At 56.7% G+C, this 18,936-nt stretch carries 23 protein-coding genes and 1 riboswitch; of the genes, 2 read left to right on the forward strand and 21 right to left on the reverse strand.

Annotated elements, in window-relative coordinates; genetic code table 11:
* Position 1: 1 nt before the first annotated feature.
* The 19 genes from rplN to E5201_RS08520 form a co-directional block, all read right to left on the reverse strand.
* Positions 2-370, reverse strand: coding sequence for a 50S ribosomal protein L14 (gene rplN / locus E5201_RS08430; RefSeq protein WP_006273901.1), 369 nt, complete (start codon positions 368-370; stop codon positions 2-4).
* A 306-nt stretch (positions 371-676) separates the two neighbouring features.
* Positions 677-916: a 30S ribosomal protein S17 gene (rpsQ, locus tag E5201_RS08435; protein WP_140985603.1), complete on the reverse strand. Its 240-nt coding sequence runs from the start codon at positions 914-916 to the stop codon at positions 677-679.
* 9 nt (positions 917-925) lie between these two features.
* Positions 926-1,117 (reverse strand): 50S ribosomal protein L29, encoded by a 192-nt coding sequence (rpmC, locus tag E5201_RS08440; RefSeq protein ID WP_140985604.1) that lies wholly within the window; start codon positions 1,115-1,117, stop codon positions 926-928.
* A gap of 3 nt (positions 1,118-1,120) precedes the next feature.
* Positions 1,121-1,561 carry a 50S ribosomal protein L16 gene (rplP, locus tag E5201_RS08445; RefSeq protein WP_140985605.1) on the reverse strand — a complete coding sequence of 147 codons (441 nt, stop codon included), beginning with the start codon at positions 1,559-1,561 and terminating at the stop codon, positions 1,121-1,123.
* Positions 1,562-1,566: 5 nt separating this feature from the next.
* The gene (gene rpsC / locus E5201_RS08450; protein ID WP_140985606.1) at positions 1,567-2,319 is read right to left on the reverse strand and encodes a 30S ribosomal protein S3; all 753 of its coding nucleotides are present in this window, start codon (positions 2,317-2,319) and stop codon (positions 1,567-1,569) included.
* Positions 2,319-2,702 carry a 50S ribosomal protein L22 gene (gene rplV, locus E5201_RS08455; RefSeq protein WP_140985607.1) on the reverse strand — a complete coding sequence of 128 codons (384 nt, stop codon included), beginning with the start codon at positions 2,700-2,702 and terminating at the stop codon, positions 2,319-2,321. The genes rpsC and rplV overlap by 1 nt, the downstream gene beginning before the upstream one ends.
* 2 nt (positions 2,703-2,704) lie before the next feature.
* Positions 2,705-2,983, reverse strand: a complete 279-nt coding sequence (gene rpsS / locus E5201_RS08460) for a 30S ribosomal protein S19 (RefSeq protein WP_140985608.1) — start codon at positions 2,981-2,983, stop codon at positions 2,705-2,707.
* 3 nt (positions 2,984-2,986) lie between these two features.
* The gene (rplB, locus tag E5201_RS08465) at positions 2,987-3,823 is read right to left on the reverse strand and encodes a 50S ribosomal protein L2 (RefSeq protein WP_140985609.1); all 837 of its coding nucleotides are present in this window, start codon (positions 3,821-3,823) and stop codon (positions 2,987-2,989) included.
* A gap of 15 nt (positions 3,824-3,838) precedes the next feature.
* On the reverse strand, positions 3,839-4,135 hold the full coding sequence (locus tag E5201_RS08470; protein WP_140985610.1) for a 50S ribosomal protein L23: 297 nt from the start codon (positions 4,133-4,135) through the stop codon (positions 3,839-3,841).
* A 4-nt stretch (positions 4,136-4,139) separates the two neighbouring features.
* On the reverse strand, positions 4,140-4,775 hold the full coding sequence (gene rplD / locus E5201_RS08475) for a 50S ribosomal protein L4 (RefSeq protein ID WP_140985611.1): 636 nt from the start codon (positions 4,773-4,775) through the stop codon (positions 4,140-4,142).
* Between the two features lie 2 nt (positions 4,776-4,777).
* On the reverse strand, positions 4,778-5,515 hold the full coding sequence (rplC, locus tag E5201_RS08480) for a 50S ribosomal protein L3 (protein WP_140985612.1): 738 nt from the start codon (positions 5,513-5,515) through the stop codon (positions 4,778-4,780).
* A 13-nt stretch (positions 5,516-5,528) separates the two neighbouring features.
* On the reverse strand, positions 5,529-5,837 hold the full coding sequence (gene rpsJ, locus E5201_RS08485) for a 30S ribosomal protein S10 (RefSeq protein WP_006273890.1): 309 nt from the start codon (positions 5,835-5,837) through the stop codon (positions 5,529-5,531).
* Between the two features lie 347 nt (positions 5,838-6,184).
* Positions 6,185-7,327 (reverse strand): GNAT family N-acetyltransferase, encoded by a 1,143-nt coding sequence (locus tag E5201_RS08490; RefSeq protein WP_140985613.1) that lies wholly within the window; start codon positions 7,325-7,327, stop codon positions 6,185-6,187.
* Positions 7,328-7,698: 371 nt separating this feature from the next.
* The gene (gene tuf, locus E5201_RS08495; protein WP_140985475.1) at positions 7,699-8,889 is read right to left on the reverse strand and encodes an elongation factor Tu; all 1,191 of its coding nucleotides are present in this window, start codon (positions 8,887-8,889) and stop codon (positions 7,699-7,701) included.
* Positions 8,890-9,000: 111 nt separating this feature from the next.
* Positions 9,001-11,079: an elongation factor G gene (fusA, locus tag E5201_RS08500; protein WP_140985614.1), complete on the reverse strand. Its 2,079-nt coding sequence runs from the start codon at positions 11,077-11,079 to the stop codon at positions 9,001-9,003.
* Positions 11,080-11,208: 129 nt separating this feature from the next.
* Positions 11,209-11,682, reverse strand: coding sequence for a 30S ribosomal protein S7 (gene rpsG / locus E5201_RS08505; RefSeq protein WP_140985615.1), 474 nt, complete (start codon positions 11,680-11,682; stop codon positions 11,209-11,211).
* Between the two features lie 12 nt (positions 11,683-11,694).
* On the reverse strand, positions 11,695-12,066 hold the full coding sequence (rpsL, locus tag E5201_RS08510; protein ID WP_140985616.1) for a 30S ribosomal protein S12: 372 nt from the start codon (positions 12,064-12,066) through the stop codon (positions 11,695-11,697).
* A gap of 423 nt (positions 12,067-12,489) precedes the next feature.
* Positions 12,490-12,843: a hypothetical protein gene (locus E5201_RS08515; RefSeq protein WP_140985617.1), complete on the reverse strand. Its 354-nt coding sequence runs from the start codon at positions 12,841-12,843 to the stop codon at positions 12,490-12,492.
* A 2-nt stretch (positions 12,844-12,845) separates the two neighbouring features.
* Entirely contained in the window at positions 12,846-13,043 is a 198-nt protein-coding gene (locus E5201_RS08520; RefSeq protein WP_140985618.1) for a hypothetical protein, read from the reverse strand.
* A 362-nt stretch (positions 13,044-13,405) separates the two neighbouring features.
* On the opposite strand from E5201_RS08520, the gene E5201_RS08525 reads away from it, so the two are divergent.
* Together E5201_RS08525 and thiC are read left to right on the forward strand one after the other, a co-directional pair.
* Complete coding sequence (locus tag E5201_RS08525) at positions 13,406-13,618, forward strand: DUF6496 domain-containing protein (protein ID WP_140985619.1); 213 nt, start codon at positions 13,406-13,408, stop codon at positions 13,616-13,618.
* 179 nt (positions 13,619-13,797) lie between these two features.
* Positions 13,798-13,919, forward strand: a riboswitch (TPP riboswitch).
* An 82-nt stretch (positions 13,920-14,001) separates the two neighbouring features.
* A complete protein-coding gene (gene thiC / locus E5201_RS08530; RefSeq protein WP_140985620.1) occupies positions 14,002-15,855 on the forward strand; it encodes a phosphomethylpyrimidine synthase ThiC in 1,854 nt (617 codons plus the stop codon).
* A 134-nt stretch (positions 15,856-15,989) separates the two neighbouring features.
* Here thiC and E5201_RS08535 read toward each other — a convergent pair whose 3' ends face one another.
* Positions 15,990-17,447, reverse strand: coding sequence for a sigma-54-dependent transcriptional regulator (locus E5201_RS08535; protein ID WP_140985621.1), 1,458 nt, complete (start codon positions 17,445-17,447; stop codon positions 15,990-15,992).
* A gap of 234 nt (positions 17,448-17,681) precedes the next feature.
* Entirely contained in the window at positions 17,682-18,893 is a 1,212-nt protein-coding gene (locus E5201_RS08540) for a glycoside hydrolase family 27 protein (protein WP_140985622.1), read from the reverse strand.
* Positions 18,894-18,936 lie beyond the last annotated feature (43 nt).

The following is an 18,936-nucleotide window of genomic DNA, read 5'->3' on the forward strand; positions in this document are numbered from 1 at the left end:
ATCAGATGACCTCCGGAGCCAGCGAAATGATCTTCATGTGGTTCTTGGCGCGCAGTTCACGCGGCACTGGACCGAAGATACGCGTGCCGATAGGCTCGCTCGACTTGTTAACGATGACGGCAGCGTTGGTGTCGAAGCGGATCACGGATCCGTCCTTGCGCTGAATGTCCTTGGACGTACGCACGACGATAGCGCGCAGAACGTCGCCTTTTTTCACGCGACCGCGTGGAATGGCTTCCTTAACCGAGACAACGATCAGGTCACCCACCGAGGCGTAACGGCGCTTAGAGCCGCCCAACACCTTGATGCACATGACCCGGCGTGCGCCCGAATTGTCGGCCACTTCCAGATTAGTCTGCATCTGAATCATGGTTCAAACTTTCAAAAATCCCGTGCTCTCCCCGTCCCTTTTGTAAAAGGTACGGATACCGCACGATAACGATAGTGATTCCGAAGAAGCGGGCCTTAAAGCCCATTTCTCCAAAATAAGCAAACGGAAAAATGCCCGACGAATCCGTTCCGGTATATTTACCGGAAGTTTCGCGAGCATTTTGCCAGATCAGCAGGTGTGAAGGGTATTCAGGTTGCCCTGAACCGTCTCACAGATTGCTATTCAAGACAGGCATAAACCCCAAAAACGGATAGCCGCTTCGGGGTTACGCTTAGGCCTTGTCCCTTAGGCGACTTCCTTCGGAAGTACTTCCCAGGTCTTAAGCTTCGACTTAGGGGCCGTTTCTACGATACGGGCCTTTTCGCCGGTCTTGTAATCGTTGTTCTCGTCATGGGCGTGGTAGCGCTTGGAAACACGAACCGGCTTTTTGAAAAGCGGGTGCATAACCGTACGTTCCACCTTCACGACGATGGTCTTGTTGCCTTTATCAGAGACGACCAGACCTTCAAGTATACGCTTGGGCATGGGTTTTCCTTACGCCTTCTGAGCAGACAGGAGCGTCTGAATGCGGGCGATGTCCTTGCGGACTTCGTTCACGCGGTGGGTCTTTTCAAGTTGCCCTGTTGCCTTTTGGAAGCGCAGGTTGAACTGCTCTTTCTTGAGGTTCAGAAGGGTTTCTTGCAACTGGTCGGGGGTCTTGCCCCGGAGGTCGGCGATCTTCGTCATGACTTACTCCGCAGCCTCAGCCGGCAGGAAGCCAGCGTCAAGACGGGTCACAACGCGGGTACGCACCGGAAGCTTGGCTGCGCCAAGACGCAGGGCTTCACGCGCGACATCGTCCGGCACACCGTCGATTTCAAACAGGATACGGCCCGGAGCGACGCGTGCCGCCCAGTAATCAACCGCGCCCTTACCTTTACCCATCCGAACTTCGGCAGGCTTGCCCGTTACAGGCAGGTCAGGGAAAATACGAATCCATACACGGCCCTGACGCTTCATTTGACGCGTGATGGCACGACGGCAGGCTTCGATCTGACGGGCGGTGATGCGCTCAGGCTCAACCGTCTTCAGGCCGTAGGAACCAAAGTTCAGCGTGAAGCCGCCCTTGGCATTACCGTGAATACGACCTTTGAAGGCCTTCCGGTATTTAGTGCGCTTAGGAAGCAGCATAGCTCTTAGGCCTCCTTGTTATTGCGGTCACGGCGTGGACCACGATTGCGGTCGGAACGCTCGGGACGCTCGCTCGACGACGGGCCGGAAGCCTCAACCGCCCAGCGCTTATCTTGCGCGAACGGATCATGCTCAAGCACTTCGCCTTTGAAAATCCATACCTTAACGCCGATGATGCCATAGGTCGTCAAAGCTTCGGCAAAACCGAAATCGATGTCAGCACGCAGGGTGTGCAAAGGCACGCGGCCTTCACGGTACCATTCCATCCGTGCGATTTCCGCGCCGCCGAGACGACCCGAAAGGTTCATACGGATACCCTTGGCACCCAGACGCATAGCGGACTGGATCGAACGCTTCATGGCACGACGGAAAGCCACACGACGCTCAAGCTGCTGCGCGATAGATTCGGCAACCAGCTGAGAGTCAACTTCCGGCTTACGGATTTCAACCAGGTTCAGGAACACTTCACCATCAGTGATGGTCGAAACGTCCTTACGCAGCTTGTCAATGTCCGCGCCTTTTTTACCAATGACGACACCCGGACGGGCGGCATAGATGGTGATGCGGCACTTCTTGTGCGGACGCTCGATGATGATACGCGATACACCAGCGGCGTTCAGCTTTTCCTTCAGCACCTTACGGATCTTGAGATCCTGATGCAGAAGCTTGGCATATTCACCACGGGCAGCGAACCAGCGCGAATCCCAGGTACGGTTGACGCCAAGGCGCAGACCGATCGGATTAACTTTCTGACCCATTACGCAGCCTCCGCGCCAAGTTCACGAACGACGATCGTCAGTTCAGAGAACGGTTTCAGGATACGCGAAGAACGACCGCGTGCGCGGGACGCAAAACGCTTCATCACCAGACCCTTGCCGACGAAAGCTTCGGCAACGACCAGATTGTCGATATCGAGATTGTGGTTGTTCTCGGCATTCGACACCGCCGAATAGAGCGCCTTGCGGACGTCCTTGGCGATACGCTTGTGAGAAAACTCAAGCTCGTTAAGCGCGCGCTGAACGCGCAGGCCACGGATCGAAGCGGCAACCAGGTTCAGCTTGCGTGGGCTGATGCGGATAGACACCAGCTTCACGCGCGCTTCATTGGCGGCAACACGACGAGGATTTTTTGTCTGTGACATGACTACTTCCTCTTGGCCTTCTTGTCAGCTGCGTGGCCGGGGAAATTCCGCGTAGGCGAAAATTCACCGAACTTCATGCCTACCATGTCTTCCGACACGATCACTGGCACATGCTTCTGACCATTATAAACTGCGATCGTCAGGCCCACGAACTGGGGCATGATGACCGAACGCCGCGACCACGTCTTGATGACGTCCTTGCGGCCCGAGTCCAGTGCAGCCTCTGCCTTCTTAAGCAGATGACCGTCAACAAAAGGACCTTTCCATACGGAACGTGCCATGGGTTAGCGAGCCTTCTTAACGTGACGCGAACGGATAATGTACTTGTCCGTCGCTTTGTTGGTACGGGTTTTGCGGCCCTTGGTGGGTTTACCCCACGGGGTCACAGGGTTACGACCACCCGATGTCCGGCCTTCACCACCACCGTGCGGGTGGTCGATCGGGTTCATGGCCACACCACGAACATGCGGACGCCAGCCCTTGTGACGGGCGCGACCGGCCTTGCCGAGGCTTTGGTTCATGTGGTCAGGGTTGGAAACGGCACCGACGGTAGCGATACAGGTATCGAGCACCGTGCGCAGTTCGCCCGAACCCAGACGGATCTGGGCGTAACCGGCGTCACGACCCACCAGCTGAGCATAGGCACCAGCCGAACGAGCCAGCTGACCACCCTTAAGTGGCTTCAGCTCGATATTGTGGATGATCGTACCTATAGGCAGCGAACGCAGGGGCGCAGCGTTACCTGGCTTCACGTCAACCTTTTCCGAAGCGATGATATTATCACCGACCTTCAGACGCTGCGGTGCAAGGATATATGCCTTTTCACCATCAGCATAGTTGATGAGCGCGATAAACGCGGTGCGGTTCGGGTCATATTCCAGACGCTCTACCGTGCCGACAACGTCGAACTTGCGACGCTTGAAGTCGATGATACGGTAAAGCTTCTTCGCGCCACCGCCGCGGAAGCGGACAGCGATGCGGCCACCGGCGCCACGGCCACCAGACTTGGTGAGACCTTCAACCAGTGACTTTTCCGGACGGCCCTTGTGCAGGTCGGAACGGTCAACAAGAACCAGTTCGCGACGGCCCGGCGAGGTCGGATTGTAATGCTTTAAAGCCATTGTTCAAACCTCTCCTTACAAGCCAGTCGTGATGTCGATTGACTCGCCATCCTGAAGGGTGACGATAGCCTTTTTGACATCGACGCGACGGCCCATGATGCCTTTGAAGCGCTTAGTCTTGCCCTTCGTGACAACCGTGTTCACCTTCACAACCTTCTTGCCGTAGATAGCTTCGATGGCCGAGGCGATTTCGTCCTTTGACGAATCGAGCGCCACTTTGAAGACAACCTTGTTCTGCTCGGAAAGCAGGGTCGACTTTTCAGTGATGTGTGGCGACAGGATGACGTCGTAATTGCGGATAGTAGCAGCCATTTGCTTATGCCTCCACAGCGAAGCGAGCTTCGATTGCTTCAACCGCCGCCTTCGTCAGAACCAGCTTTTCGCGGCGCAGGATGTCATAGACATTCAGGCCTGCGTTTGGCAGGACGTCGATATTGGGGATGTTGCGCGAAGCCAGCGCAAAGTTGTTGTCAACTTCAGGGCCAGCAATGAACAGAGCATTCTTAAGACCGAGCGCTTCGAACTGGGCACGCAGCGCGGCTGTCTTCGGAGCCTCAAGGGCGGCCTGATCAAGAATGATCAGCGAGCCGGACTTCAGCTTGGACGACAGGGCGTGACGCAGACCCAGCGAACGTACCTTCTTCGGCAGGTCGAACGCATGCGAGCGAACAACCGGACCAAAGGCGCGCGAACCGCCGACGAATTGCGGCGCACGGCGTGAACCGTGACGCGCTCCGCCAGAGCCTTTTTGCTTGTACATCTTCTTACCCGTACGAGAATTCTCGTTGCGGGTCTGAACCTTGTGTGTACCGGCGCGGCGCTTGGCCAGCTGCCAGTTTACGACACGCGACAGGATGTCCGAGCGGATCTCTTCGATGCCGAAAACAGCATCAGACAGATCAACCGAACCGGCCTTGCCGTTGTCGAGAGTGATGACGTCGAGTTTTGCCATAATTATTCAGCTCCCTCTTGCGCAGGAGCTTCCTCAGCAACAGCCGGAGCGGCTGCGGATTTGAGACCAGCAGGCTTTGGCGCATTTGCCGGAGCCGCCTTCTTCACTGCATCGCGAACCTTGACGTACGAACCTTCAGCACCGGGAACGGCACCTTTGATGTACACCAGACCACGCTCGGCATCGACACGGACAACCTGAAGGTTCAGGGTCGTTACGGTTTCAACACCGTAGTGACCAGCCATCTTCTTGCCCTTGAAGACCTTACCCGGATCCTGGCGCTGACCCGTCGAACCGTGCGCACGGTGAGACACCGACACACCGTGGGTAGCGCGCATACCACCGAAGTTCCAGCGCTTCATGGCACCGGCAAAACCCTTACCGATGGTCGTGCCCTGAATGTCAACGGCCTGACCTTCAACGAAGTGATCCGCCGAAAGCTCGGCACCCACTTCAATCAGGTTATCTTCAGAAACGCGGAATTCAGCGAGGATCGCCTTAGGCTCAACCTGAGCCTTGGCAAAACGCTCACGCTCTGGCTTGGAAACGTTCTTGGCCTTGCGTACACCGGCACCGAGCTGAACAGCCGTGTAGCCGTCCTTGTCCTTGGTGCGCTGCGCCACAACCTGAAGGCCGTCCAGCGACAGAACCGTCACAGGCACATGGTTGCCATCAGCATCGAAGTAGCGGGTCATGCCCAGCTTGCGGGCGAGAAGTCCTGTTCTTACGGAATTCGTCATGATCAGGCCCGCCTTAAATCTTGATCTCGACGTCCACACCTGCCGACAGGTCGAGCTTCATCAGCGCGTCCACAGTCTGCGGGGTAGGATCGACGATATCGAGTACGCGCTTATGCGTACGGATTTCAAACTGCTCGCGGGATTTCTTGTCCACGTGCGGCGAACGGTTAACGGTGAAACGCTCGATCAGCGTCGGCAGAGGGATAGGCCCCCGCACAGTAGCACCGGTTCTCTTGGCCGTATTGACGATTTCGCGTGTGGAATGGTCCAGTACGCGGTGATCGAAGGCCTTGAGCCGTATGCGGATATTCTGACGATCCATGTCGCTCATAATCCAAGTTAAAGGGTTTGCGTATCCCGCGTCCGTTGAACCATTTCAAAGACCAGCTTCGATCTCTTAAACGCAAGACCGACGCGATATCCGCAAAAACAAAGCCCCTGCAAGGTCACCCTTGCACGGGCCATTCGGAAAACAGATAATGTCGCTTAAGATTTAAACGCCGTTACCGGTTTAATTTCGTGGTTTTAAATCGCGTCTGACCCATAGGGCCACAGCCGATCTAACCGAGGTGGCGTATATGCCGAACTCAAAGCCCCCCGTCAAGCCCCTCCCTGCGCATTTTCCTTTGTTTCTTAAAGATACGCGAAATTGCCCTCACCCTGACCAGCCTACGCTGCCCGCAACCGGCTGAGCGCGCGTCGAACCAGTCCGCGAAACGCCTCGCGCTTTCCCTCGGCTTCAGTTTCACAGGCCCGAATAATACGCATCCGGCGGCTCAATGATAACCGCACGGCCGCCACCCTGGTTTTGGCGACCGGCGTCACCGCCTCTACCGTATCCGCCATCAGGCTGAGAATCGGCGTCTGCGCACTTACACTGCCCTCAAGGCACACAGGCCCCGGCGAGGTCATGGTGTGTTTGTACCCCTCCCCGCCCGCACCGAAATCGACCTGGGTTATACCGCGCGCCGCCATATATTCCATGATCCCCAGCGACAGCAATATACCAGGACTATAGCGCTGATACGACTCCGCATAGGCCGGAAACCACAGATGCAACACCGAACCGTTCAGCAGGCAGATTTCCGCCGCCACCAGCTCATCACCATTATGCAGCGTACCTACCCGCAGGCCATAGTCTGCGTCAGTAATCTGCGCCAACTGCATCAGCAACTCAAAGGTCCAGCCGCAGGCAAACACATCATGCATGCCCGACCGGATATATTGCTCGCGCTTAAGCTCAGTCACCCAGCGTAAAACCTCAGGCGTGACCGTACCAAACGCAAAGCTGAACCCGCCGAAATCCTTTTCGACATTGCGCTGGCAACGCGCGACATTCTTATAAAACTTGACGCTTTCCGCCGAATGCCGCGCCAGATAGGCCTCATAGCCCGCAGACAAATCCGCCACCTGTGAAATAAGCTCAACCGTCTTTCCGGCCCCATTCAGCTTGCCCACCCATCCGGCATATTCCAGACGCGTCGCCCCCAAAAGCTTCAGCAGCTTACGGTAGTTGATCTCAATATCCGAAGTCGTAATCAGCCCGTGATAATCACTCATCGGCGCACCGAGCGGCTGCAGGGTCTTGCCACGTATCTGATAGGGCAGATAACCGATCACCCGCCCCTCATTATCCTTCAGGCGGGCAATACGCGCTTCCGGCACCACACGGCCCGCGACCTGCGCATAACGCACATCGAAATACGGCCCCTTCAGATCGTCACGCGCCGCTACAAAAGACTGCCACAGAGCGATGTCTTCCGCGGAAATATCTTCGGGCTTTATTATATCGACACTTGCCGGGTTAGGCATGGGGCCTCCTGTTTTCAGAACGAATTATACAGAAACGGGTTTAAATGCCCCTAACAGAAACAGAAAATCCCCCTATATCTCCCTCCCCCCCCTGAGGAGAGGGTTGGGGTGTGGGGCAGTTCCGTACCACCTGCCCCTAACTTCCCTCCGCCCAGCTTTGCGGGGAGGTGGCCCGAAGGGCCGGAGGGGTATCTTAAGGATCGCAGTAACAAGACGCCTCACGCAGGGTCTTGGACCCTGCACCCATCAGCCCCGAGGCAAGTGGCGCTTTCCAAACCAACAAAAACCCCCGCCGGATTGCTCTGGCGGGGGTTAATTGTATTCAAGGCTGACACCTGCGCCCTGTTACGGGTGCAGGGTCGCGACCCTGCTTACTGGACGATCTTTGCCACAACGCCGGCGCCGACGGTACGGCCACCTTCACGGATAGCGAAGCGCAGCTTCTCTTCCATGGCGATCGGGGTGATCAGTTCAACATCAAGCTCAGCGTTGTCGCCAGGCATGATCATTTCCACGCCTTCCTTCAGGTGAACGATACCGGTCACGTCCGTCGTACGGAAGTAGAACTGAGGACGGTAGTTCGTGAAGAACGGGGTGTGACGGCCGCCTTCTTCCTTGGTCAGGATGTAGGCTTCAGCAACGAACTTGGTGTGCGGGGTGATCGAACCTGGCTTGCAGAGAACCTGACCACGCTCAACGTCTTCACGCTTGGTACCGCGCAGCAGAACGCCAACGTTATCGCCAGCTTCACCCTGGTCAAGCAGCTTGCGGAACATTTCAACGCCCGTGCAGGTCGTCTTCTGAACCGGACGGATGCCGACGATTTCGACTTCTTCACCGACCTTAACGATACCGCGCTCAACGCGACCGGTCACAACCGTACCACGGCCCGAGATCGAGAACACGTCTTCAACCGGCATCAGGAACGGCTGGTCGATAGGACGTGCAGGTTGCGGGATGTAGTCGTCAACCGTTTGCATCAGCTCGAGAACGCGCTGCTCGCCGATTTCAGGGTTCACACCGTCGGTAGCGGCCTTGGCCGAACCCTTGGTGATGGGGATATCGTCGCCCGGGAACTGGTAGGAAGACAGAAGTTCACGAACTTCCATTTCAACGAGTTCAAGCAGTTCTTCGTCGTCAACAAGGTCAACCTTGTTCATGAACACGACCAGAGCCGGAACGCCAACCTGACGGGCCAGCAGGATGTGCTCGCGGGTCTGAGGCATAGGGCCGTCAGCGGCCGAAACCACCAGAATAGCGCCGTCCATCTGAGCAGCACCGGTGATCATGTTCTTCACGTAGTCGGCGTGACCCGGGCAGTCAACGTGGGCGTAGTGACGGTTAGCCGTCTCATATTCCACGTGTGCGGTGTTGATGGTGATGCCGCGTGCTTTTTCTTCAGGAGCCGCGTCGATGTCGGCATAGTTCTTGGCGACGGCGCCGCCGGACTTTGCCAGCGTCATCGTGATCGCAGCGGTAAGGGTCGTCTTGCCGTGGTCAACGTGACCAATGGTCCCGATGTTACAATGCGGCTTCGTGCGGTTGAATTTTTCCTTGGCCATTTCAAATCCCCGCGCATCGCGCGGGCCTTCACTCGGTTAGGGGTTGATAGGTGCTGTTTAAGGTGTGCTGGCCCGTAGCATAACTAAAGCCACGGGCCAACAGGTTTTTATTTAGGCGTACTTCTTGATCACTTCGTCGGCGACGTGTTGCGGCACCGGCTCGTAGTGGTCATAGGTCATGGTGAACTGGGCGCGGCCCTGTGACATACCACGCAGGGTATTCACGTAGCCGAACATGTTCGCCAGCGGTACGAAGGCGTCAACGACGATGGCGTTACCGCGCATGTCCTGCCCCTGAATCATACCGCGACGACCGTTGAGGTCACCGATGACCGAACCGAGGTATTCCTCAGGGGTCACAACTTCGACCTTCATGACCGGCTCAAGCAGCTTCGGAGAGGCTTTTTCGCGCAGTTCCTTAAAGGCGGCGCGGGCAGCGATTTCGAAGGCGAGAACCGAGGAGTCAACGTCATGGTAGGCGCCGTCGATCAGGGTCACCTTGAAGTCGATCAGCGGGAAGCCAGCCAGAAGACCGTTTTCCTTGGCCGATTCAAAGCCCTTGACCACGCCGGGAATGTATTCTTTCGGAACCGCACCACCAACGATGGAGGATTCGAAGACAAAGCCCGTGCCGGGCTCACCCGGCTCGACGATGAGCTTGATACGAGCGAACTGACCCGTACCACCGGTTTGCTTCTTGTGGGTGTAATCGATTTCAGCCTTGCGGGTGATCGATTCACGATAGGCCACCTGAGGCGCGCCGATATTGGCTTCAACCTTGTAGGTACGCTTAAGGATGTCGATCTTGATGTCGAGGTGAAGCTCGCCCATGCCCTTCAGGATGGTCTGGCCTGACTCGTGGTCAGTAGACACGGTGAAGGAAGGATCTTCCGCCGCCAGTTTCGACAGGGCAACGCCCAGCTTTTCCTGATCGGCTTTGGACTTCGGCTCAACAGCGATTTCGATAACCGGTGCCGGGAATTCCATCTTTTCGAGAATAACCGGTGACTTCAGCGGATCACAGAGCGTGTCGCCGGTACGGGTATCCTTGAGGCCTGCCAGAGCAACGATGTCGCCGGCATAGGCTTCCTTGATGTCTTCACGGTTGTTCGAGTGCATAAGCAGCATGCGGCCAACGCGCTCACGCTTTTCGCGTGTCGAGTTGAGCAGGCCCATGCCGGTTTCCATCTTGCCCGAATACAGGCGGCAGAAGGTCAGCGAGCCAACGAACGGGTCATCCATGATCTTGAACGCCAGAACCGACAGAGGCTCTTCGTCAGATGCCTTGCGGGTGATGGGTTCTTCGGTCTTGTAGTCGATACCGGGGGTCGGCGGAATATCAACCGGCGACGGCAGGTAATCAACAACGGCATCAAGCAGAGGCTGAACGCCCTTGTTCTTGAAGGCCGAACCGGCGAGGATCGGATAGAAAGCGCCCGTCAGAACAGCCTTACGGATGCACTTCTTCAGGGTCTCAACCGAAGGCTCATTGCCTTCGAGATAGGCTTCCATCGCTTCGTCATCAAGCTCAACGGCATTGTCGATCAGGTACTGACGGGCTTCAGCGGCCTTGTCAGCCAGATCAGCAGGGATCTCACGAACGTCGGCATCGGCACCAACCTGATCCGTTTCCCAGACCAGAGCCTTCATTTCCACGAGGTCGATAACACCCTTCAGGAGGTTTTCGGCACCGATTGGCAGCTGGATAGGCACAGCCTTGGCACCCAGACGGTCACGGATGGATTCAACGGACTTGTCGAAGTCGGCGCCCAGCTTGTCCATCTTGTTGACGAACACGATACGCGGCACGTTGTACTTGTCGGCCTGACGCCAGACGGTTTCAGTTTGCGGTTCAACACCGGCATTGCCGTCGAGAACGGTAACCGCGCCATCGAGCACGCGGAGCGAACGCTCCACTTCGATGGTGAAGTCCACGTGGCCCGGGGTGTCGATGATGTTCAGGCGCTTTTCTTTCCAGAAAGCGGTCGTCGCAGCAGAGGTAATGGTGATACCACGCTCCTGCTCCTGATCCATCCAGTCCATGGTCGAGGCCCCGTCGTGAGTCTCGCCCATCTTGTGGTTTTTACCGGTGTAGAAGAGGATACGTTCCGTAGTTGTGGTCTTTCCGGCGTCGATGTGCGCCATGATACCAAAGTTACGGTAGTCCTCGATTTTATGACTGCGGGGCATGTTGGGCCTCAGTTCAGAAAAGGGGATAAGTAAAAAGCAGACGCGGGCAGGCTCTTAAATCTGTTAAGAACCGCCCGCGCGTTAAAGCCATTCTGCGACAGGGCTGTGACAGCCCCGCCCACAAAGACCCTACCAGCGATAGTGTGCGAAGGCGCGGTTGGCTTCAGCCATCTTGTGCGTATCTTCACGCTTCTTGACAGCGGTGCCGCGGTTGTTGGACGCGTCCAGCAACTCACCAGCCAGCTTTTCCGTCATGGTGTTCTCACCACGCTTGCGCGCAGCGTTAACCAGCCAGCGGATAGCCAGAGCCTTACGACGATCAGGGCGGACTTCAACCGGAACCTGATAGGTCGCACCACCGACGCGACGCGAACGCACTTCGATAGCCGGAGACACGTTGTCCAGAGCGGCATGGAAGGTTTCGATCGCGGTGGCGTCTTTTTTCTTGGCTTCGAGGATGTCGAACGCACCATAGATGATGTTTTCGGCAACAGCCTTTTTGCCTTCGTACATCACATAGTTCATGAACTTGGTGACAGTCAGATCACCAAACTTGGGATCAGGAAGGACTTCGCGCTTCTCGGCGCGGTGACGGCGTGACATATCGCGCTCTCCTTATTTCGGGCGCTTCGCACCGTAGTGCGAACGACGTTGCTTACGGTTCTTAACGCCTTGCGTATCGAGTACGCCGCGCAGGATGTGGTAACGCACACCGGGAAGGTCCTTCACGCGGCCGCCGCGGATCAGAACAACAGAGTGTTCCTGAAGGTTGTGGCCTTCACCGGGGATGTAGCACACCGATTCGATACCCGTCGTCAGGCGCACCTTGGCAACCTTACGCAGAGCCGAGTTAGGCTTCTTAGGGGTCGTGGTATAAACGCGCGTGCAAACGCCGCGACGCTGTGGGCAGCCCTTCAGGGCAGGAACCTTGTTGCGAACCGGCTTCGGCTTGCGAGGCTTACGGATAAGCTGGTTGATAGTGGGCATCGAAACGATGACTTTCTCTATATGATGGAAACCTGTGCCGTTTGGCCGGAGGGTTTCGGTTGAAATTTTAAAGAAGCCCGCTTAACGACAAACACAAAAGCCGCAACCCGCGCTTTGGGGGTTACGGCGGGCACTCAGGCCCTTGTAAATATCGTCAGGGGGAAGAACCTTACGGCCCGCCTCCAAAAAAGATTGTGCGGCTATATAGGAGAGTCACCAACCGGTCAAGCGGTGAAAGACACCTCAGGGCCCATAGCTTCGATGGGGTTTGTTGATTTTCTCCCTCCTGCTTGCGGGAGGGTGGCGCTTTGCGGAAAGCAAAGTGACGGGAGGGTCGCTTGCCATAGGGCAAGGCAGGGAAATATTCCCCGCCATCGCTACGACGACGCCCCCTCCATATGCGCCTACACAAGTGTCTGGCGCCTACACAAGTGTCTGGGTATCGGTTGACGTCTTGTTAGGCTTCTTAACCCGTGGATGATCGGAATTACTCTTGGAATAACGGTCATTATCAATGCCCTCGCCTTCCTTGGCGGGCGGCTCCTGCCGGTCGTCCTTCACTGGCACATCCCTCACAGGCCCACCCTGACCGGTCTTGTCTGCCCGATCTGCAGCCCTTTCCTCAGCTGTAGGCGCAACCTGATCACTTTTAAGCGGCACATCTCTTACGGGACCCGCATCACCAGAAGCCTGAGGCTTTTTAACCTCTGCCTCAGGACGATCCGCCTTCAGCGGAACGTCTCTTACCGGGCCCGTACCATTTTCCTTATCAACCATGTTTATGCCTCCTCGGGCGCCGGACGCTCAGGCGGCCCCTTTTTATTTACATCCTGCGGTAAAGGTTCCTGATCATGCACCGGCTTCGGTGGACGGGAACGGGCAAATTGCGCCTCAATATGACCGCGATCACCACCATCTCCACGGCGTTCAGGGCGATTGCGTTCCTGTGTCGGGGTATTGCTACCTTTTTTCGGCATCTTCACGCTCCATTGATTCAAGACAAAAAAATGACCGGCCCGGATTGCTTTGCACGGCAGCCCGAACCGGTCTTTTGCTTTTCAACACCATCACCAAATCAATGATCTGGCACCAAACGCCTTAGCGCTTGTTACAATTCCCTTCTGAGGATTTGCTGCATGTTTAAAAGCAAAGGCTTTTCTCATGACAATTTCAGTATGTCTCACCTCACATCAAAAGCCGCTAGGGCTTAAGGGAAATCAAACTAAGGAAAGCATCAAGACTGGCTTTTAGCGCTTTTTACGTCCACACCCCGTCCTGCCCCGCTGATATTTTGCTTTAGTGAGCGCCGGATAGACGCTTACCTGCAGGAGGCTTGACCATGCCTAAACAAACGCCTGAACAAAAAGACATCATCGAAGACGTCATGAGTGACTTCAAAGAGGGCGATCTTGAAACCAGTGCCGGTAAAAAAGTCAGGAAACGTAACCAGGCCATCGCCATTGCCCTGAGCGAAGCCGGTGCCTCGAAGGACAACACACCCGCTGAAAACAAAAAGCGGCTGAAAAAGACTCGCGCGAAGAAAAAGCAATAGCCACCTTTATTCCTCCCTGCCTTTGGCGGGGAGGGGGACCGCCGCGATGAAATCGCGGGGGTGGTGGGGTTTCTTACTTAGCGCCCCTCCCCCACCCTCCCGCTTTGTGTCACACGCCCGCTTTGCTCCCAAAACGTCCCAATCCGCCTTGACCTTATTTCCCCATAGCCTACAATTGCGCCCGTTCACCGGAGTGTCCGCAGGCTGATGCGGACTGAGACTGGGCGTTTAGACGCTTCGCCCTAAAACCGTCGAACCTGATCCGGGTCATGCCGGCGAAGGGAGTGGAGTTCAGGCCCGATCTGCGCATCAAATCCGCATTCGGGAACCCAAAGCCATAAAACCTTACGCTCATGATCCTTTTGCACCGCAGGAGGAAATCCATGAACGCACCTGTTAAAAACCTTAAGCCCATTAAGGTTGAATCGTCGCCTTTTCCCGGCTCTAAAAAAGTCTACGAAAGCGGCACCCTGTTCCCCGATATCCGCGTCCCCTTTCGCGAAGTCACCCTCACCGACCCCCTTGAGCCCCCCGTAAGTCTCTATGACACCACCGGCCCCTACACCGAAGAGGGCTTCGTCCCTGAAATTGAAAAGGGCCTGCCGCGCGTTCGCGAAAAGCTGATCCTTGATCGCGACGATGTCGAATATATCGAAGCCCGCCCCGTCAAACCCGAAGACAACGGCAATGTCTCCGCCGACCGTCTGGCGCCGGAATTCCCCAACCTGCCAAAGGTTATGCGCGGCAAGGCCGGTCGTCCGGTCACCCAGCTCGAATATGCCCGCGCAGGCATCATCACCGCAGAGATGGAATATATCGCCATCCGTGAAAACATGCGCCGCAAACAAGACGCCGAGGTCATCCGCGACGGCGAAGACTTCGGTGCCGAAATCCCTGACTTCATCACCCCTGAATTTGTCCGCGACGAAATCGCCCGTGGCCGCGCCGTCATTCCGGCCAATATCAATCATGCCGAAGTCGAGCCGATGATCATTGGCCGCAACTTCCTTGTGAAGATCAACGCCAATATCGGCAATTCCGCCGTCACCTCGTCGATGGAAGAAGAGGTCGACAAGATGGTCTGGGCCATCCGCTGGGGCGCGGATAACGTCATGGACCTCTCGACCGGCCGCAACATCCACAACATCCGCGAATGGATTCTGCGCAATTCACCTAACCCCATCGGCACCGTGCCGATCTATCAGGCGCTGGAAAAGGTGGGCGGCGTTGCCGAAGACCTGACGTGGGAAATCTACCGTGACACTCTGATCGAGCAGGCCCAGCAAGGCGTCGATTACTTCACCATCCACGCCGGTGTGCGACTGGCCTATGTTCACCTGACCGCCAAGCGCGTCACCGGTATCGTCTCACGCGGCGGCTCGATCATGGCCAAGTGGTGCCTCGCCCACCACAAGGAAAACTTCCTGTACACGCACTTCGATGAAATCTGCGACATCATGCGCGCCTATGACGTCACCTTCTCGCTCGGTGACGGCCTGCGCCCCGGTTCAATCGCTGACGCCAATGACGCCGCGCAGTTTGCCGAACTTGATACGCTTGGCGAACTGACTCACATCGCCTGGGCCAAGGGCTGTCAGGTAATGATCGAAGGCCCCGGTCACGTGCCGATGCATAAGATCAAGGCCAATATGGACAAGCAGCTTAAGGTCTGCGGCGAAGCGCCTTTCTATACCTTAGGCCCGCTGACGACCGATGTCGCCCCCGGCTATGACCACATCACCTCAGGTATCGGCGCGGCCATGATCGGCTGGTTCGGCACCGCCATGCTCTGCTACGTTACCCCTAAGGAGCACTTGGGCCTGCCTGACCGCAATGACGTGAAAACCGGCGTGATCACCTATAAGATCGCCGCCCACGCCGCCGACCTCGCCAAGGGCCACCCCGCCGCCCGTATCTGGGATGATGCCTTAAGTCGTGCCCGTTTTGATTTCCGCTGGGAGGATCAGTTTAATCTCGGCCTTGATCCCGACACGGCGCGTGCGTTCCACGACGAAACCCTGCCCAAAGACGCGCACAAAACCGCACACTTCTGTTCGATGTGCGGGCCCAAATTCTGCTCGATGAAAATCACGCAGGAAGTGCGCGACTATGCCGCCAACATGACTGACAACGAAAAAGCCGACCTTGAGGCCGCCGCCTCAGGCATGTCGGAAATGTCAGAAAAGTTCAAAGCCCTCGGCTCAAAGGTCTATATCCCCGCCGAACCGGCAGATTAGCAGGGCCTCAGGCCCTGCACCCGATTGCCCCGAGGTGTGAAACCTCTACCGTAACGGAGGGGGCGCTTCCTCTTTATAAGCAAAGAAAAGCGCCACCTGCCTCAGGTCTAACGGGTGCAGGGTCCGTGACCCTGCTACCCCGCTTCCTTCACCATGCCCTCAAGGCCGCAATCACGCACCTTGCGATAGAGCGTTGACCGCCCGATCCCCAGACGCCGCGCCACCTCGGACATATGGCCCGCATAGACCCCGATGGCGTGCTCAATCAGGTCACGCTCGATATCTTCTAACTTACGCAGATGCCCCGCCTGATCGAGGATACGCACCGGCTGATCCTCAAGCTGAGCGGTCGCTTCCCGTTGCTCACTGATCACGGCAGGCTCGACGGCTTGCGCCACCGGCACCGGCACCGGCTGACTGACGCCACTGATGGCCGGAAAATCAAACGGTTGCAGATAGGGCGAATCCGCCAGAATAATCGCGCGATAAACCGTATTCTCAAGCTGACGCACATTGCCGGGCCAGTCATAGGCCGACAACTGCTGCATAGCCTCAGGGGCAACCCCGCTAACGCGCTTGCCTTCCTCGACATTGAAGCGACGAATAAAATGCTCGATCAGCGCCGGAATATCCTCACGCCGTTCACGCAATGACGGCGCTTCAATCGGGAAGACATTCAACCGGTAAAACAAATCTTCGCGGAACCGCCCCGCCTCGACCTGTTCCGCCAGATTACGGTTGGTCGCCGAAATAATACGCACATCGACCTTGACCGGACGCTTCGACCCCACCGGATCGATCTCGCCTTCCTGCAACGCCCTGAGCAGTTTGACCTGCATATCGAGCGGCAACTCCCCGACTTCATCAAGGAAAAGCGTACCGCCATTAGCCTCCTGAAACTTGCCCAGATGCTTGTCAGACGCGCCGGTGAACGAGCCTTTTTCGTGCCCGAACAGGATGGATTCCACCAGATTTTCCGGTAGAGCGCCACAGTTGACGGCAACAAAAGGCTTACCCGCACGTTCGCTTGAGCCCTGAATGGCGCGCGCGATCAGTTCCTTACCGACCCCGCTTTCCCCTAGGATCAATACCGGAATATTCGACTTCGCCGCTCGTTCCCCCAGACGCCGCACCATCATCATGGTGCCCGAAGTGCCCACCAGATCGTCAAAACCGATGCGGTTGGTCGCCTGCTTCTTGAGCCGTGTCACTTCCTTGCTCAGATCACCCATCTGCAAGGCATTGCGCACACTGACCAGAATACGTTCGGGCGATGCGGGCTTGACGAAGAAATCCTGCGCCCCGGCCTGCATGGCCTTAACCACCGTGTCGATGCCGCCATTGCCAGTCAGCACCACCACCGGCGTTCGAATACCTGCCGCACGTATATCTTTCAGCGTATCGATGCCTGACTGACCCGGCATCACCAGATCGAGAATAACCGCATCAATCCCTGAGGTTGTCGACAGCCGCTCAAAGGCTTCCGGCCCGTTTTCCGTATGCAGGACATAGAACCCCTCACGCTCCAGCACAGCCTGTATCAGCCGCCTTTGCGTCGGATCATCGTCACAGATCAGGATTGTCTTCGCCATTTGCCCACCATCTCAATATCGGCCTATTTTGAGACAGCTTTAGGCGAATGAAGTGAAAATCCGGTGTAGAGTAATGGTTAATGTCCCGTTTCCGAACGCAGGGCCTCAGGCCCTGCACCCGTTTGCCCCGAGGCAGATAACACTTGCCATCCCTTCTCCTCCCTATGCGCAAGCATGGGGAGGTGGATTTTTTGCGTATGCAAAAAAGACGGAGGGGTACTTCAGCCTCAGCCCCTACAACTTCTTAGGCGTAAGGCGCACCATGATCACCCCATGCGAGGCCACCGTACCGCCATAGCTTCCGGCGACATTCCTTGTCACCTTCTTCGACCACAGGTCTTTCACCTCGGCCTTCAGGCCCGCGGGCAGATTAAGCTGTTCCCACGTCACGCGCATGTCTTTTGCTTCGGCTGAACGGTTGAACAACACCACCGCATAGTCACCGCCCTTTAACGGACGCGCCCATATCTCCAGATCGCCGTCCTTGTGGATACGACGGCCCTGAACCCCCAGCACATCCTGATCAACGGCAATGACGTCCTTATTGGTCAGGATACGCAGCGTGTCGGCATCCATATTGGCCATGTCATTACCGGCAATCAGCGGCGCGGCCAGAATGGCCCACAGACTGAAATGCGATTCATATTCGGTGACCGTCATGCCGCCATTGCCGACCTCAAGCATGTCAGGGTCATTCCAGCGATTCGGGCCGGAATAGCGCCACAGTTCGACCTGCTTATCGAGGATATTGGTCATGCCGATCGAATGGCCCTGCTGCCCTTCCCAGGCATCAAAGATATCACCGGTCGTGCGCCACATATGTCCCGCCTTATGCGCCCAGGCGGACGGGTTGTTGTCACCCCACTCACAGATACTCAGCACAATGTCCCGTCCCGACGCCCTCAGCGCCTTGGCCATGATCGTATAGGCCGCCTCGGCATTGCGCGTGCCGGTATAGCACCAGTCATATTTCAGATAATCGACGCCCCATTCGGCATATTGCCGCGCATCCTGAAACTCATAACCCGCACTGCCCGGACGACCGGCGCAGGTCAGGACACCGGCATCGGAATAAAGCCCGAACTTCAGCCCCTTTGAATGCACATAATCGACCAGCGACTTGATCCCCGAAGGGAAACGCACCGGATCGGCCTGAATGTTGCCCTTTTCATCACGATGGCTCTGCCAGCAATCGTCAATGACAATATACTGATAACCGGCGTCCTTCAGTCCCGAAGAAGCCATGGCATCAGCCTGCTTGCGGATCAGTTCCTCGCTGATATCGCATTTATATTTGTTCCATGAATTCCAGCCCATCGGCGGCGCCGATGCCAGATCGGGCTTCGGGGCCTCAAGCTTCAGGCTTTCATGCGCCACCGCACTCCCCGCCAGCCCCTGCCCCAGCAGGAGCACACCGGCAGCCAATCCCGCAAACAAAGATTTCATCGCTTCCTCCAATTATATGATCATTGAAGGTGAATAATTATAT

The sequence above is a fragment of the Asticcacaulis tiandongensis genome (genome assembly GCF_006475605.1).
GTDB classification, from domain to species: Bacteria; Pseudomonadota; Alphaproteobacteria; order Caulobacterales; family Caulobacteraceae; genus Asticcacaulis; species Asticcacaulis tiandongensis.

Bases quoted from the DNA above. Each gene is read 5' to 3' on its own strand.
- E5201_RS08540 (WP_140985622.1), bottom strand. From the start codon at position 18,893: ATGAAATCTTTGTTTGCGGGATTGGCTGCCGGTGTGCTCCTGCTGGGG.
- rplV (WP_140985607.1), bottom strand. From the start codon at position 2,702: ATGTCACAGACAAAAAATCCTCGTCGTGTTGCCGCCAATGAAGCGCGC.
- thiC (WP_140985620.1), top strand. From the start codon at position 14,002: ATGAACGCACCTGTTAAAAACCTTAAGCCCATTAAGGTTGAATCGTCG.
- E5201_RS08535 (WP_140985621.1), bottom strand. From the start codon at position 17,447: ATGGCGAAGACAATCCTGATCTGTGACGATGATCCGACGCAAAGGCGG.
- rplP (WP_140985605.1), bottom strand. From the start codon at position 1,561: ATGCTGCTTCCTAAGCGCACTAAATACCGGAAGGCCTTCAAAGGTCGT.
- E5201_RS08520 (WP_140985618.1), bottom strand. From the start codon at position 13,043: ATGCCGAAAAAAGGTAGCAATACCCCGACACAGGAACGCAATCGCCCT.
- rpsG (WP_140985615.1), bottom strand. From the start codon at position 11,682: ATGTCACGCCGTCACCGCGCCGAGAAGCGCGAAGTCCTTCCTGATCCC.
- rplD (WP_140985611.1), bottom strand. From the start codon at position 4,775: ATGGCAAAACTCGACGTCATCACTCTCGACAACGGCAAGGCCGGTTCG.
- rpmC (WP_140985604.1), bottom strand. From the start codon at position 1,117: ATGACGAAGATCGCCGACCTCCGGGGCAAGACCCCCGACCAGTTGCAA.
- rpsQ (WP_140985603.1), bottom strand. From the start codon at position 916: ATGCCCAAGCGTATACTTGAAGGTCTGGTCGTCTCTGATAAAGGCAAC.
- tuf (WP_140985475.1), bottom strand. From the start codon at position 8,889: ATGGCCAAGGAAAAATTCAACCGCACGAAGCCGCATTGTAACATCGGG.
- rplN (WP_006273901.1), bottom strand. From the start codon at position 370: ATGATTCAGATGCAGACTAATCTGGAAGTGGCCGACAATTCGGGCGCA.
- E5201_RS08515 (WP_140985617.1), bottom strand. From the start codon at position 12,843: ATGGTTGATAAGGAAAATGGTACGGGCCCGGTAAGAGACGTTCCGCTG.
- fusA (WP_140985614.1), bottom strand. From the start codon at position 11,079: ATGCCCCGCAGTCATAAAATCGAGGACTACCGTAACTTTGGTATCATG.
- E5201_RS08525 (WP_140985619.1), top strand. From the start codon at position 13,406: ATGCCTAAACAAACGCCTGAACAAAAAGACATCATCGAAGACGTCATG.
- E5201_RS08490 (WP_140985613.1), bottom strand. From the start codon at position 7,327: ATGCCTAACCCGGCAAGTGTCGATATAATAAAGCCCGAAGATATTTCC.
- rpsC (WP_140985606.1), bottom strand. From the start codon at position 2,319: ATGGGTCAGAAAGTTAATCCGATCGGTCTGCGCCTTGGCGTCAACCGT.
- rplB (WP_140985609.1), bottom strand. From the start codon at position 3,823: ATGGCTTTAAAGCATTACAATCCGACCTCGCCGGGCCGTCGCGAACTG.
- rplC (WP_140985612.1), bottom strand. From the start codon at position 5,515: ATGACGAATTCCGTAAGAACAGGACTTCTCGCCCGCAAGCTGGGCATG.
- rpsS (WP_140985608.1), bottom strand. From the start codon at position 2,983: ATGGCACGTTCCGTATGGAAAGGTCCTTTTGTTGACGGTCATCTGCTT.
- rpsJ (WP_006273890.1), bottom strand. From the start codon at position 5,837: ATGGATCGTCAGAATATCCGCATACGGCTCAAGGCCTTCGATCACCGC.
- E5201_RS08470 (WP_140985610.1), bottom strand. From the start codon at position 4,135: ATGGCTGCTACTATCCGCAATTACGACGTCATCCTGTCGCCACACATC.
- rpsL (WP_140985616.1), bottom strand. From the start codon at position 12,066: ATGCCCACTATCAACCAGCTTATCCGTAAGCCTCGCAAGCCGAAGCCG.